The 13,027-nt window shown below is 70.5% G+C and carries 14 protein-coding genes and 1 pseudogene; 9 read left to right on the top strand and 6 right to left on the bottom strand.

What is annotated here, in order from left to right; genetic code table 11:
* Window positions 1-68 precede the first annotated feature (68 nt).
* Window positions 69-1,511 (bottom strand): pectate lyase family protein, encoded by a 1,443-nt coding sequence (locus Acor_RS11260; RefSeq protein ID WP_246238578.1) that lies wholly within the window; start codon window positions 1,509-1,511, stop codon window positions 69-71.
* Window positions 1,512-1,836: 325 nt separating this feature from the next.
* On the opposite strand from Acor_RS11260, the pseudogene Acor_RS44245 reads away from it, so the two are divergent.
* Window positions 1,837-2,748 (top strand): annotated as a pseudogene (locus Acor_RS44245) (sodium:solute symporter family transporter); the annotation flags it as partial.
* A 34-nt stretch (window positions 2,749-2,782) separates the two neighbouring features.
* Window positions 2,783-3,283: an SLC5/6 family protein gene (locus Acor_RS44240; protein ID WP_246238587.1), complete on the top strand. Its 501-nt coding sequence runs from the start codon at window positions 2,783-2,785 to the stop codon at window positions 3,281-3,283.
* Window positions 3,284-3,352: 69 nt separating this feature from the next.
* Here the strand turns inward: Acor_RS44240 and Acor_RS11250 are convergent, their stop codons facing one another.
* On the bottom strand, window positions 3,353-3,538 hold the full coding sequence (locus Acor_RS11250) for a tautomerase family protein (protein ID WP_155336533.1): 186 nt from the start codon (window positions 3,536-3,538) through the stop codon (window positions 3,353-3,355).
* A gap of 62 nt (window positions 3,539-3,600) precedes the next feature.
* Between Acor_RS11250 and Acor_RS11245 the strand changes: the two genes are divergently transcribed.
* A complete protein-coding gene (locus Acor_RS11245) occupies window positions 3,601-4,530 on the top strand; it encodes a sugar kinase (RefSeq protein ID WP_155336532.1) in 930 nt (309 codons plus the stop codon).
* Here Acor_RS11245 and Acor_RS11240 read toward each other — a convergent pair.
* Window positions 4,517-5,281: an IclR family transcriptional regulator gene (locus tag Acor_RS11240; protein ID WP_155336531.1), complete on the bottom strand. Its 765-nt coding sequence runs from the start codon at window positions 5,279-5,281 to the stop codon at window positions 4,517-4,519. The genes Acor_RS11245 and Acor_RS11240 overlap by 14 nt on opposite strands.
* Before the next feature lie 12 nt (window positions 5,282-5,293).
* The gene (locus tag Acor_RS11235) at window positions 5,294-5,791 is read right to left on the bottom strand and encodes an SDR family oxidoreductase (protein ID WP_281353204.1); all 498 of its coding nucleotides are present in this window, start codon (window positions 5,789-5,791) and stop codon (window positions 5,294-5,296) included.
* Between the two features lie 134 nt (window positions 5,792-5,925).
* Here Acor_RS11235 and Acor_RS45390 point away from each other — a divergent pair, with 134 nt between their 5' ends.
* A complete protein-coding gene (locus Acor_RS45390; protein ID WP_155336529.1) occupies window positions 5,926-6,369 on the top strand; it encodes a hypothetical protein in 444 nt (147 codons plus the stop codon).
* Here the strand turns inward: Acor_RS45390 and Acor_RS11225 are convergent.
* Together Acor_RS11225 and Acor_RS11220 are read right to left on the bottom strand one after the other, a co-directional pair.
* Window positions 6,332-7,288 carry an aldose epimerase family protein gene (locus Acor_RS11225; protein WP_155336528.1) on the bottom strand — a complete coding sequence of 319 codons (957 nt, stop codon included), beginning with the start codon at window positions 7,286-7,288 and terminating at the stop codon, window positions 6,332-6,334. The genes Acor_RS45390 and Acor_RS11225 overlap by 38 nt on opposite strands.
* Entirely contained in the window at window positions 7,285-8,262 is a 978-nt protein-coding gene (locus tag Acor_RS11220; RefSeq protein ID WP_155336527.1) for a LacI family DNA-binding transcriptional regulator, read from the bottom strand. Before Acor_RS11220 ends, Acor_RS11225 begins: the two co-directional genes overlap by 4 nt.
* 250 nt (window positions 8,263-8,512) lie before the next feature.
* Between Acor_RS11220 and Acor_RS11215 the strand changes: the two genes are divergently transcribed.
* Genes Acor_RS11215 through Acor_RS11195 form a run of 5 tightly spaced genes read left to right on the top strand, consistent with a single transcriptional unit; the run spans window position 8,513 to window position 13,017 of the window.
* Entirely contained in the window at window positions 8,513-9,331 is an 819-nt protein-coding gene (locus tag Acor_RS11215; RefSeq protein WP_422664797.1) for a carbohydrate ABC transporter permease, read from the top strand.
* Window positions 9,328-10,209, top strand: coding sequence for a carbohydrate ABC transporter permease (locus tag Acor_RS11210; RefSeq protein ID WP_155336525.1), 882 nt, complete (start codon window positions 9,328-9,330; stop codon window positions 10,207-10,209). Before Acor_RS11215 ends, Acor_RS11210 begins: the two co-directional genes overlap by 4 nt.
* Window positions 10,209-11,099, top strand: coding sequence for an NAD-dependent epimerase/dehydratase family protein (locus Acor_RS11205; protein WP_155336524.1), 891 nt, complete (start codon window positions 10,209-10,211; stop codon window positions 11,097-11,099). Before Acor_RS11210 ends, Acor_RS11205 begins: the two co-directional genes overlap by 1 nt.
* Entirely contained in the window at window positions 11,096-11,962 is an 867-nt protein-coding gene (locus Acor_RS11200; protein WP_155336523.1) for a 5-dehydro-4-deoxyglucarate dehydratase, read from the top strand. The genes Acor_RS11205 and Acor_RS11200 overlap by 4 nt, the downstream gene beginning before the upstream one ends.
* Window positions 11,959-13,017 carry a mandelate racemase/muconate lactonizing enzyme family protein gene (locus Acor_RS11195; protein WP_155336522.1) on the top strand — a complete coding sequence of 353 codons (1,059 nt, stop codon included), beginning with the start codon at window positions 11,959-11,961 and terminating at the stop codon, window positions 13,015-13,017. Before Acor_RS11200 ends, Acor_RS11195 begins: the two co-directional genes overlap by 4 nt.
* Window positions 13,018-13,027: the final 10 nt, after the last annotated feature.

The raw sequence follows: 13,027 nt of genomic DNA, 5'->3' as shown, positions 1-13,027 counted from the left end.
CCGTCAACCGGGAGGAAGCGGAAGCGCCGGCCCCCTCGGAAGGGGACCGGCGCTCCGTGCCCAGGGCCTCAGACGGTGATCCGCCCGGCGCCCGCGCCGCCGGTCACGATCGACTTGACGTTGCTGGCGGTGTCGAGCGAGTAGGGGTACGGGATGGACGCGACGCTGCCGCCGGCCTGCCCGGTCCCTGATCCGACGAAGTGGTTGTTCCGCGCCACCAGAGTGCCGGGACCGGAGTCGCCCTCGCCCAGGTGGTACGGGTCGTCGGTGTTCTCGAAGTAGTTGCCCTCGACCAGGACGCCGGCGCCCTCGGTGGAGGCCACGCCGTAGGAGCCGACGCTGCCGTAGAAGTTGTTGTACACGTGCACCGGGTTGCCGAAGCGGACCCGGGGGTGGCGCTGGTTGGTGCCGTCGAACCAGTTGTGGTGGTAGGTCACGCGCAGGTGGCCGATGTCCTCGCCGCCGTTGCCGTCGTCGTGGCCGAGCAGCATGGACTTGTCGTGGTTGAAGATCCGGTTCCACGACACGGTCACGTAGTCGCTGGCCCGCTTGATGTCGATGGCGCCGTCGTAGCCGTTGCTGAGCGAGTTGTGGTCGATCCACACCCGGGTGGAGTACTGGACGTTGATCGCGTCGTCGTTCCAGTCCCGGAAGTTGATGTTACGGATGATCACGTTGGAGGCGTTGGAGACGTTCAGGCCGCAGCCGGCGATGGTGGCGCCGGAGTTGCCGAGGATCGTCTTGTTGGAGCCCACGGTGATCATGCCGGAGCAGGAGATCGTCCCGGAGATCCGTACCACCCGGGCGGTGGTGCCGGAGACGGCGCTGGTCAGGGTCGCCGAGCTGTTGACCGTGGTGGCGGCCGAAGTGCCGCCGCCGGTGGTGCCGCCGCCCTGGGTGGCCCAGCCGACCAGGCCGGTCTGCGGCTGGGTCGGCGGGTTGCTCGGGGTCGGGCTCGGGCTGGTGGGCGGGTTGCTCGGGGTCTGGCTGGGCGGCGTGGAACCGACCAGGTTGAAGGTCCAGTGCTTGCTGGTCACCGAGTCGCAGGAGTTCTGCTGGACCTTGGCGCTGGTCGCGGTGGAGCTGTCGATGACGTTCAGGCACTTGGCGCTGTTGACGTTGATCACCCGGTAGGTGCTGCCGACCTGGGTGAGCGTCCAGGTCTGCGAGGTGGCGCCGGTGCAGGACTGCTGCACCACGGCCTTGCCCGCCGAGGCGGAGGCGTCCAGGACGCCGAGGCACCGGCCGCTGATCGCGGCGGTGAGCCGGTGGCCGCTGCCCTGGGCGGTCAGCCCGAACCGCTGGTTGGCGCCGTTGTTGCAGGTGAACTGGACCAGCTGGACGCCGTCGGCGGTGCTGGAGCCCGGCACGTCGAGGCACTGGCCGCTGTTGGCGTTGACCAGCGTGTACGTGCCTGGCGCTGGCGCGGCCGAGGCGGTGCCCTGGGCGACGACGGCGACCGCCGCCGCGAGCATCACGCCGAGCGCGATGGAGAGAGTTCTGCGTAACACGATCGATTCCCTTTCGGAGAGTTGATCTTCAAAAGCAACGCCCCGGACAGGTCAGGTGGCCGGGACAGGCGTGCGTCTGAGTGGACGCGAACGAACCTCCTTCTCCTTTAGTAGGCAGTCACAACATAAGCAGGCCGTTCCATGTAGCGGAACAGTGCGGGCAAAGAGATCTCGCCGAAATGCGCGAACATCGCGATCTCCCTGAAAGTTTCAACCGGGAGCGTTCTATGTATTGGCACGTCATTCTGTGTAGTGGAATCTCCCTTGCGCAAGGAGGAGACATGTCCGCTCTCGATGGTCCGTCCTGGCCGCGTACTTCATCGTGATGATCGGCATCGGCGTGTGGTCCAAGGGCCGCGTCGCCACCGTCATCGACTTCTTCACCGCGCGGGGGGAGATCCCCTGGTGGCTGGCCGGAATCTCGCATCACATGTCCGGCTACAGCGCGATCATGTTCGTCGCGTTCGCGGCGGTGGCGTACACCTACGGCCTGGCGATGTACGCCTGGTGGGCGCTCACCATCGGCATCGGCGTCGGGATCGGCGCCTTCGTCTGGGCGGCCAGGTGGAACCGGCTGCGCGCCAAGCACGGGGTCGCCTCGCCGCTGGAATACCTGGCCCGGCGCTACAATCCGCCGGCCCAGCAGGTGCTCGCCTACAGCGGCGTGCTGCTGAAGGTGGTCGACATCGCGGCCAAGTGGGTGGCCATCTCGATCCTGCTGCGCGGCTTCGCCGGGATCCCGATCGGCTGGGGCATCCTGATCACCGGCGTGGTGACCATGGTGTAAATCACGGCGGGCGGGCTCTGGGCCGACGTGCTCACCGACTTCGGGCAGTTCGTCATCCAGGGCGTGGCCGGGATCGCGATGTTCGTCGCGGTGCTGGCGCAGCCGGGCGGGGTGTCGGCGCTCTGGACGATGTGGGAGCGGCTGCCGGCCGGGCACGGGGATCCGTTCGCGGGGCCGTACACCGGGACGTTCTTCCTGGCGCCGCTGTTCATCAAGACCTTCGAGTACAACGCCGGGATGTGGAACCTGGCGCAGCGGTACATGGCGGCGCCGTCGGGGAGCGCGGCCAAGCGGTCGGCGCTGCAGTCCAGCGGGCTGTGGCTGGTCTGGCCGCTGACCCTGTTCATCCCGATGTTCGCGGCGCCGCTGATCGTGCCCGGCCTGGCCAACCCGGAGGAGGCCTACGTGCAGCTGGCGCAGACACTGCTGCCGCCTGGCGTGATCGGGCTGGTGCTGGCGGGGTTCTTTCTCGCACACGATGGCGATGGTGTCCTCGGACGCCAACGTGATCTCCTCGGTGATCACCCGGGACATCGCGCCGGTGCTGGTGCGCCGGGTCCGGCAGCTGACCGACCGCGCGCAGCTGACCTTCGCCCGGGTCACCACCTTCTCGTTCGTGCTGATCAGCATGCTGATCGCGATCTCCACCGAAGGGCAGGGGGTGGTGCTCAAGATCGTCGTCGATCTGGTCGCGGCGACGATGGGGCCGATCTCCATCCCGCTGATGCTGGGCATGCTGCCCTGGTTCCGGCGCAGCGGGCCGACGGCCGCGATCGTGTCCTGGGCGGCGGGGCTGAGCGTCTGGGCCTACATCAAGTGGATCCTGGAGTCCACCGACCAGGCGATGGTGGTGGGCGTGCCGCTGGTCACCTCGCTGGTGCTGTACGTCGCGGTGGGCCTGCTCCGGCCGGAGAACACCCGGGATCGGGACGAATCAATCGAGTCACTCGAATCCGATGCCGCGGAGCAACCATCCCGCGCATGAGAAAGACCCCGCTACGGCGGGGTCTTTCGCGTTTTAGGGGTCTTTCGTGTTAGAGCAGAGGGGATGGAGCTACTTGTCGGACTCCAAGGCGCCACCGTTGGCCACGTCGGATTTCTCGATCTCCCAGAACACGATGCGGACCGCCTCCTGGCGGGCCTTGAGAATGTCCACGGCGGCTTCCGTGACGGCCGCCACGAAGTCCCTGCGCTGATCCATCGTCCGGCCGGACAGGAGCTCCACGGTGATGTTCGGCATAGAATCCTCCTCAGACGTTGCGTAACATAACACCATATTCCGCTACATGAAACAAGGTGAGCATGGACGTCGTCGTGATGGGCGAACCGCTGGTCGAGTTCTCGGCGGACCGGGCACTGACCGAGGCCGAGACCTTCCGACTGTCGTTCTCCGGCGACGCGCTCAACGTGGCGGTGGCGGCCGCCTCCGCCGGCGCGCGGACCGCGCTGGTCACCCTGCTCGGCGAGGACGAGTTCGGCGCGCGGCTGATCCGGTTCGCCGGGTCGCGCGGGGTGGACACCCGCTGGATGACCTCGGGGCCCGGCTCCACCGGCGCGTACGCGGTCGGCGCCGACCCCAGCGGCACCCGCGCCTTCGCCTACATGCGGCACGGCAGCGCCGCCTCCCGCCTGTCCGCCGCCGACCTCACCGGCTCCCCCGTCGCCACCGCCCGGGTCCTGGTGCTCAGCGGCATCACCGCCGCGCTCTCCGACAGCTGCGACAGCGCGGTGCGCACGGCCGCGCGGGCGGCCACCGGCCTGGTCGTGTACGACCCCAACTACCGCTCCCGGCTGACCGGTCCCGAGGCCGCGACGGCCACCCTGGCGGCGGTCGCCCCGCACACCGCGCTGCTGAAGATCTCCGCCCCCGGCGACAGCCTGGCCCTGCTGGGCACCGCCGACCCGGCCGAGACCGCCCGCCGGGTGCGGCAGCTCGGCGCGCCCGCCGTGGCGGTGACCCTGGGCGCGGACGGAGTGCTGCTCGACACCGGGGACTTCGCGGACGTGGTGCCCGCCGTGCCCGCGCCCGTGATCGTCGACCAGACCGGAGCCGGCGACAACTTCACCGGCGCGCTGGCCGCCTGGCTGGCCCGGGGCGCGCCGCTGCTGGACGCGGTCAGGGCCGGTACGGCGGCCGCGTCGATCTCACTCGCCGGCCAGGGCGGCACCGGCCGGGTGGCGGACGCGCGGGAGATCGAGAGCCTGCTCGCGGAGCCCGTCAGCGGAGGGTGAGCGTGGTGGGCGCGCCCAGGGCGAGCGAGACCTCGCGGGCGGCCGAGACGATCTCCGGGGCCAGCTCGCTCAAGGCTTCGCGGTCCAGATCCATGGCGAGCGTGGAGATCGAGATGCCCCCGAGCACCTGCCCGGTGTGGTCGAAGACGGCCGCGCCCACGCAGCGGATGCCGGGCACGTTCTCCTCGTCGTCCACCGCGTAACCGAGCGCCCGAACCCGGCTCAGGTGCGCGAGCAGGTCCTCCTCGCCGGTGATGGTGTTCGGCGTGAGCCGGACCAGCTCGGTCCTGGCGCAGATGGCGCGGACCTCGTCGTCGTCCAGCTGGGCCAGCACGGCCTTGCCGATCGCGGTGCAGTAGAGCCGCAGGCTCATGCCCACCCGGGACGGCATCTGGTAGGGCCGCCGCCCCTCCAGCTTCTCCACGTAGACCGCCTCGTCGCCGCTGCGGATGGCGAAGTGCGTGGTGAAGCCCGTCCGCTCGTGCAGCGCCCGCAGCGCCCCCGCGGCCTGCCTGGCAGGGTCGAAGCGGCTCATCACCCGCCCGGCGAGGGTGAGGATGCGCGGGCCCGGCTCGTAGCCGCCGTTCCCGTCGGTACGGGCGAAGCCCCACTCCACCAGCGACTGCAGGATGCGGTGCACGGTCGACTTGGACACCCCGGTCGCGGCCGCGATGTCGGTGATCCGGTGATGTTCGGCGATCGCCTCGAGAACCGCGAGCGCCTTGTCGATGGAACTGCCTTCCCTGACCACGCCCCGAGCCTACTAGCGGGCCAGCCAGCCGCCGTCCACGGCCAGCACGTGGCCGTTGACGTAGTCCGACGCGCGCGCCGCCAGGAAGACCGCCGCGCCTTCCAGATCGGCCGGGCTCCCCCACCGCCCGGCCGGGATCCTGGCCCGGATCGCGGCCTCCCGCTCGGTGTCGGCCCGCAGCGCGGCCGTGTTGCCGGTGGCCACGTAGCCGGGCGCGATCGCGTTGACCTGGACGCCGGTGCCGGCCCACTCGCAGGCCAGCGCCCGGGTCAGCCCGGCCACGGCGTGCTTGGCGGCGGTGTAGCCGGGCACGGTGACCCCGCCCTGGAAGGACAGCATCGAAGCCAGCATGATGACCTTTCCGGCGCCCCTGGACACCATCGGCGCCCCGAACGCCTGACTGAGCAGGAAGACCGCGTCCAGGTTGACGTCCAGCACGTCCCGCCAGTCCCGGTAACTGTGCCCGGCGGCCGGCGCCCTGCGGATGATGCCGGCGTTGTTGACCAGCACGTCCACCTGCCGGAACCGGAGCAGTCGGCGGCGGCGGGCGCGATGGCGGCGGGCCGGGCCAGGTCGAGCACCCAGCGGTCGGCCTTGCGGCCGAGCGCCACCACGTCGGCCTCGACGTCGTCCAGGTCGTCGCGGTGGCCGTGCAGGACCAGGTCGGCGCCGGCGCGGGCGAGCCCGACCGTCGAGATCGAAGTAACGCCGTCCACGGTCACCACGCCGGGCTCGCCGATGTTGACCACGCCGAGTTCCCTGCGTTCCAGGAAGTACTCCGCGCCGAGCGGTTCCGGGCAGGGCAGCGGCAGCGGCTCCGCGCCGGGCACGGCCCCGCCGAGGACGAGGCGGTCCTCGTGCGAGTAGAGCAGCCGTACCTCGCCCGCGGCGAACAGATCCTCGGCCAGGAACCGGGCCCGCAGCCGGTCGGTGCCCAGGCCGGGGATCTGGTCGGGCGCGGTGGCGTGCCTGATGTCCATAGCGGCTCCGAATTCCATTACGCAGAACATTTGATTGCTACATGGAACACATCAGAGCATAAAAGAAAGCTCACCGGCTGTGGAAGCGGTAGTCCGTGCGCGCGGTGAACTCCTCGCCCGGACGGAGCACGGTGGACGGGAAGCCGGGCTGGTTCGGCGAGTCGGGGAAGTGCTGGGTCTCCAGGCAGAGCCCGGCGTGCGGGCCGTACGGGGTGAGCTCGGGGCTGAGCATGCCCCCGGCGTAGAACTGCACGCCCGGCTGGGTGGTGGCGACCTCCAGCGTGAGGTCGTCGTGCTCGACCCGGATCTTCACCCCGTCGCCCGGGTTGAGGACGTAGTTGTGGTCGTAGGCGCCGTCGATCCGGTCGCCCACCCGGCGCGGGGCCCGGAAGTCGTACGGCGTGCCCTCGACCGGGGCGAGGCCGGTGGGGATCTTGTGCTCGTCCACCGGGGTGTAGTGGTCGGCGTCGATCGTGACGACGTGGCCGAGCACGTCGCCCGCGCCGGCCAGGTTGAAATAGGAGTGGTTGGTCAGGTTGAGCACGGTAGGGGCGTCGGTGAAGGCCGAGTAGTAGATCCGCAGGCCGCCGCCGGACAGCGTGTAGGTGACCGCGGCGCGCAGCGTCCCGGGGTAGCCCTCCTCGCCGTCCGGGCTCAGGTAACTGAGCCGCAGGTGCGAGTCACCGTCCGGGTCGGCTGTCCAGACCCGCTTGTCGAAGCCCTTGAGGCCACCGTGCAGATGCGCGGTCCCGTTGTTCTGGGCCAGCTCGTACGGCTTGCCGTCCAGCTCGAACCGCCCGTTCGCGACGCGATTGCCGTACCGGCCGACGACGGCCCCGAAATACCGGCTCCTGGTCCGGTAGCCGGCCAGGGTCTCGCAGCCGAGGACGACGTCCCGCCCGGCCACCTCCAGCGACTGGATCACGCAGCCGTAGGTGAGCACCCGGGCGGTGAGATCGCCGGCGATGAGCGTGTACCGCTCGACGCTCTCGCCCTCGGGCGTGACGCCGAAATGTTCAGACTTCATGGGGGCACCGGTCCCGTCGAATCGCGGATGATCAGATGGGTGGCCAGGGTGGCGAGCGCGGGGGTGGCCGTCTGGCCCGCGCCGACGAGCTGGAGCAGCAGGTCCACGGCGGTCCGGCCGGCGGCCTCGGTCGGCATGGCCACCGTGGTGAGTTTGGGCCGGGTCAGCCGGCCGGACACGATGTCGTCGACGCCGACCACGCTGATCCGCCCCGGCACCTCGATCCCGCGTTCGTCCAGGCCCTCGACCAGGCCGATCGCCATCAGGTCGTTGTAGGCGAGCACCGCGGTCACGTCCGCCGCCAGCACCGCCTCGGCGGCGGCCAGACCGCCGTGCTCGGTCGGTGAGTTGGGCCCGAGGATGGCCAGGTCGATGCCGGCCACGGCGCGGGCCGCGTCGGACATCTCCCTGCTGGTCCAGGACCCGGCCGGGCCCGCCAGCAGCGCGATCCTGCGGTGGCCGAGCGCCGTCAGGTGCTCGATCGCCAGCCGGGCCCCGAGCCCGACGTCCATCAGCACCGTGGACATGCCCTTCAGCCGCCGGTTGACCACGACGAACGGCACGTCCTCGCTGAGTTTCTCGATGGCCCGGTTGGACAGTCGCGGGCTGCACAGCAGCACCCCGTCCACCTGCTTGGTCAGGGTCTGGATCAGCTCCTCCTCGACCTGCGGATCCTCGTCGGTGTCGGCGACGAAGACGTGGTAGTCGCGGAGCCGGGCGTGCGCCTGGGCGGCCTTGATCAGCGGCGGGAAGAACGGGTTGGAGATGTCGGCGACGATCAGCCCGAGGTTGTGGGTCCGCCCGGTGGTGAGGGCACGGGCCGCCCGGTTGGGGCGGTAGCCGAGGTCCTCCGCGACGGCCAGGACCCGGTTCCGGGTCTCGGGATTGACCAGATGCGGCGCCGAGAACGTCCGGGAGACGGTTGAAACGTGCACCCCGGAGGCTTGGGCCACATCGCGGATCGTCGCTGCCACAGAACCCCTTTCCACCGCCTTGAGCGCAGATTACTGCAATCGGTTGCATAAGTGTCAAGCGATCCAAACTTACCTCTTGACGTTTCCTGGGGGTGAATGCCATGTTTCGTGCAACCGGTTGCAGAACTTCCCCTCCGAACTGAAGGAGTTACCGGCCATGGCGGTCGCCGTGGAAGGAAGACGCCGGCGCCCCCGGCGGCCAGGAAAGTCAAGAACCCCCTACGTTCTGATCGCGCCGGCTGTCGTGGCGATGCTCGGGTTCCTCGTGTACCCGATGGCCAGCGTGCTCTACTACAGCCTGCAGCAATACAACGTGAGCAAACCGTGGGAGGACGGCTTCGCCGGACTCGCCAACTTCCAGACTCTGCTGAACGATCCGCTGTTCTGGCAGAGCCTGGGCTTCAGCGGCAAGTGGGTGCTGGTCGAGGTCACCTTGCAGCTGCTGTTCGGCCTCGCGCTGGCCCTGATCGTCAACGAGACGTTCATCGGCCGCGCGGTCTCCCGGGCGCTGGTCTTCTCGCCCTGGGCGGTCTCCGGGGTGCTCACCACGGGCATCTGGATTCTGCTCTACAACCCGACCACGGGCGTCTTCCGCTACCTGGCGGACCTGGGCGTCGGCTCGTACGACATCGCGCCGCTGGCCGACCCGAACACGGTCTTCACCGCGGCCGTGGTGGCCGAGCTGTGGCGCGGGGTGCCGTTCTTCGCCATCCTGCTCCTCGCCGACCTGCAGACCATCAACAACGACCTGTACGAGGCCGCCGCCGTCGACGGCGCGAGCCGGATCCGCCGGTTCCTGCACATCACCCTGCCGCACCTCAAGGACGCGATCATCCTGTCCACCCTGCTCCGAGCGGTGTGGGAGTTCAACAACGTCGACCTGCTCTACACCCTCACCGGCGGCGGCCCCGCCCACCAGACCACCACGCTGCCGCTGTACGTGGCGGCCAAGGCCGTGCAGTCCCACGACTTCGGGTACGGCTCGGCGCTGACGACGGCCGCGTTCCTGATCCTGACCTTCTTCTCGATCGCCTATCTGAGGCTGAGCAAGTTCGGAGCGCGCACGTGACCACCACCCTCCCCCGCGCCCAGCTGCCGCTGCCGGTGCGCACCCCACCGCAGAAAGGGCGCGGCGGCCCGCACCGGGTCAGCCGCTGGCAGATCTACCTGCCGCTCGGCCTCTACCTGCTGTTCACCCTGGTCCCCTTCTACTGGATGCTGGTCTTCGCGTTCCGGCCGCGCGGCTCGGACTCGCTGCTGCCGTGGCCGATCACGTTCGACAACTTCGCCACCGTGTGGACCGGCATGGGCTTCGGCATGTTCTTCCAGAACAGCCTGCTGGTCGGCGTCGCCTCGCTGATCTCGACCACGGTGATCGCGCTGTCCGGCGGCTACGCGCTGGCCCGCTACGCCTTCAAGGGCCGGCAGCTGTTCCTGGTCGCGATGCTGTGCACCCAGTTCATCCCCGGCGCGATGATGCTGATCCCGCTGTTCGAGATCTTCCGCACCCTCGGCCTGGTCAACTCGCTGTGGGCGCTGGTGATCGCCGAGACGGTGTTCCAGCTGCCGCTGTCGCTCATCCTGATCAGTGGCTTCATCCGCAACATCCCGATCGAGCTGGAGCAGGCGGCCTGGGTGGACGGCTGCAGCCGGTTGCGGGCCTTTTTCGCGATCGTGCTGCCGATGCTGCGCCCCGCGCTGGTCGCGGTCGGCTCGTTCGCGTTCATTCACAGCTGGAACAACTTCCTGTTCGCGCTGATGTTCGTCAGCGAGCAGGAGAAGTTCACCCTGCCGGTCGGGCTGGCCTTCACCATCGGCGAGTTCAGCGTGGACTTCGGCGCGCTGGCGGCCGGCGGCGTGGTCGCCGCGGTGCCGGTGGTGCTGGTGTTCGCGGTCATCCAGCGGTACCTGGTGCAGGGCATGTCGGCCGGGGCGGTGAAGGGCTGATGCGGGTCCTGGTCACCGGCAGCGCCGGGCGGTTCGGCCGCAGCGTGGTCGTCGCGCTGGCCCAGGCCGGGCACGAAGTGATCGGCATCGACAGCGCGCCGGGCACCCCGGCGGAGGCGGCGGTCACGCTGCCCGCCGACCTGACCGACCTGGGTGAGGCGTTCGGCGTGATGAACCGGTTCCGGCCGGAGGCGGTCGTGCACCTGGCCGCGGTGGCGACGCCGTTCAGCCGTACCGACGGGCTGACGTTCCGGGTCAACAGCCAGCTGGCGTTCAACATCTGCGAGGCCGCGACCGCCGTCGGCGTGTCCAGGATCGTGGTGGCCAGCAGCCCGACCGTGATCGGCTACGGCGCGCCCGGCGGCTGGACGCCCGCCTACCTGCCCATCGACGAGGCGCACCCGGCCGCGCCGTGGAACGCCTACAGCGTCTCCAAGCTGGTCGCCGAGCAGGTGATGGCCACCTTCGCGCGGTCCCACCCGCAGCTGCGGCTGGCCGCGATCCGGCCGTGCTTCGTGGTCGCGCCGGAGGAGTGGGAGGGCATGCCCACCCAGTCCGGGCACACCATCAGGGAGCGGCTGGAGCGGCCGGACATCGCCGGGGTGTCGCTGTTCAACTACGTGGACGCCAGGGACGCCTCCGACCTGCTGCTGGCCCTGATCGAGCGGCTGCCCGAGCTGCCCAGCGGCGAGGTGTTCTTCGCCGGGGCCGCCGACGCGCTGGCCCTGGCTCCGCTGGCCGAGCTGCTGCCCCAGGTCATCCCGGCCACGGCCGGGTTCGCGGCCGGGCTGACCGGCACCGCGCCGGCGTTCTCCTCGGCCAAGGCAGAGCGCCTGCTCGGCTGGCAGGCCAAGCGCAGCTGGCGTACCGAACTGGGAGACCTCTCGTGAACCTCACCGGCGTCCTGTTCTTCCCCGTGACCCCGTTCGACTCCGCCGGCCGGCTGGCCGGGGACGTGCTGGCCCAGCACATCGCGGCCGGTCTGGCGCACGGCCCCGGCGGGGTGTTCGTGGCCTGCGGCACCGGTGAGTTCTCGGCGCTGTCGGAGGCCGAGCACGCTTCGGCCGTCCGGGTGGCGATCGCGACCGTGGCCGGTCGCGCGCCGGTGGTGGCCGGGGCCGGCGGCCCGCTCGGGGCCGCGCTCGGCCAGGCCCGCGCGGCCCGCGACGCGGGCGCGGACGGCCTGCTGCTGATGCCGCCCTACCTGGCCAAGGGCCCGCGCGGCGGCTACCGCGAGTATGTGCGCGCGGTCGCCGCGATCGGCCTGCCGATCATCGTGTACGCCCGCGACTCGGTCGTCCTGGAACCCGAGGAGGTCCAGGAGCTGGCCGAGATCCCCGGCGTGGTCGGCCTCAAGGACGGTGTCGGCGACATCGACCGGATCCAGCGGATCGTGCTCGCCCTGGCCGGCCAGCCGGACTTCACCTTCTTCAACGGCCTCCCGACCGCCGAACTCACCACCCCCGCCTACCGGGCCATCGGCGTCACCCTCTACTCCTCCGCCGTCTTCGCCTTCGCCCCCGAGATCGCCCTGGCCTTCCTGCGGGGCCACGACCGCCTGCTCGCCGAGTTCTACGCCCCGCTGGTACGGCTGCGCAGCCGCGTCCCCGGCTACGCCGTCTCCCTGGTCAAGGCCGGGGTCCGCCTCCGCGGCCTGGACGTCGGCCCGGTCCGCCCGCCCCTGACCGACCTGTCCCCCGAGCATCTGGACGAACTGGACGGCCTCATCAAGACCGGGCTCGGCCTGTTATGACCATCACCGGACTGCGCACCCAGCTGCATCGGGCCGAGTTACCCCGCCCGTGGGGCCCCGACGTCCCCGCCAACCACGTGATCTCCTGCGAGCTCACGCTGGCCGACGGGAGCGTGGGCACCGGCTTCTCGTGGACCCCGAAGATCGGCGCCACGGCCGTCCGGGCGCTGCTGGACGGGGAGATCGCCGAACTGGCCGCCGGACTGCCCGCGCACCCCGAGCTCGTCTGGGACCACCTGTGGCCGGCGCTGCGCGAAGCCGGCGGCGGCGGGCTGACCACGATCGCGCTGGCCGCGGTGGACATCGCGCTGTGGGACCTGCGGGCGCTGCGGGCCGGGCTCGGCCTGGCCGACCTGCTCGGGCGGCGGCGCGACACCGTCCCCGTGTACGGCAGCGGCGTCAACCGCCACTACACCCTCCCAGAACTCGTGGCCCAGGCCAGGCGCTGGTCCGGCTACCCCGCCGTGAAGGTCAAGGTCGGCCGCGACGACGACGTCGAACGGGTGGCCGCCGTCCGCGAGGCGATCGGCCCCGGCACCCTCCTGATGATCGACGCCAACCAGCGCTGGAACCTCCCCCAGGCGCGCCGGGCCATCGCGGCGCTGGAACCCTACGGCCTGCACTGGGTCGAGGAGCCGCTGCCCGCCGACGACCTGGAAGGACTGGCCCGGCTGCGGGCCCTCACCGGCGTCCCGATCGCGGTCGGCGAGAGCAACTACACGATCTACGAGTTCCGCGACCTGCTCGCGGCGGGCGCCTGCGACATCGTGCAGCCCAACGTGGTCAGGGTCGGCGGCATCACCCCGCTACTCCGGATCGCCGAACTCGCCAGGACCTACAGCGTCCCGACCTACCCCCATCTGCTGCCCGAGCTGTCGGGGCAGCTCGCGCTGGCGCTACCGCTGCCGTGCCTGGTCGAGGAGGTCGAGGACGCCTCCTTCACCGCGCTCGGGCTGCTGGCCGCCGCCCCCGTCGAGCTCGGGCCCGGCGGGCTGAAAGTACGGGACCACCTGGGCCATGGGATCCGCTTCCAACCGATGGGAGGCCGCAGATGAACGGCACGGC

Source organism: Acrocarpospora corrugata, assembly GCF_009687845.1.
In the GTDB taxonomy this organism is placed as follows: Bacteria; Actinomycetota; Actinomycetes; order Streptosporangiales; family Streptosporangiaceae; genus Acrocarpospora; species Acrocarpospora corrugata.
The sequence above is the reverse complement of the archived record's forward strand: the minus strand, read 5'-3'. Positions and strand labels throughout refer to the sequence as shown.

Bases quoted from the DNA above. Each gene is read 5' to 3' on its own strand.
- Acor_RS44240 (WP_246238587.1), top strand. From the start codon at position 2,783: ATGGTGTCCTCGGACGCCAACGTGATCTCCTCGGTGATCACCCGGGAC.
- Acor_RS11225 (WP_155336528.1), bottom strand. From the start codon at position 7,288: ATGAAGTCTGAACATTTCGGCGTCACGCCCGAGGGCGAGAGCGTCGAG.
- Acor_RS11250 (WP_155336533.1), bottom strand. From the start codon at position 3,538: ATGCCGAACATCACCGTGGAGCTCCTGTCCGGCCGGACGATGGATCAG.
- Acor_RS11205 (WP_155336524.1), top strand. From the start codon at position 10,209: ATGCGGGTCCTGGTCACCGGCAGCGCCGGGCGGTTCGGCCGCAGCGTG.
- Acor_RS11245 (WP_155336532.1), top strand. From the start codon at position 3,601: ATGGACGTCGTCGTGATGGGCGAACCGCTGGTCGAGTTCTCGGCGGAC.
- Acor_RS11195 (WP_155336522.1), top strand. From the start codon at position 11,959: ATGACCATCACCGGACTGCGCACCCAGCTGCATCGGGCCGAGTTACCC.
- Acor_RS11215 (WP_422664797.1), top strand. From the start codon at position 8,513: ATGCTCGGGTTCCTCGTGTACCCGATGGCCAGCGTGCTCTACTACAGC.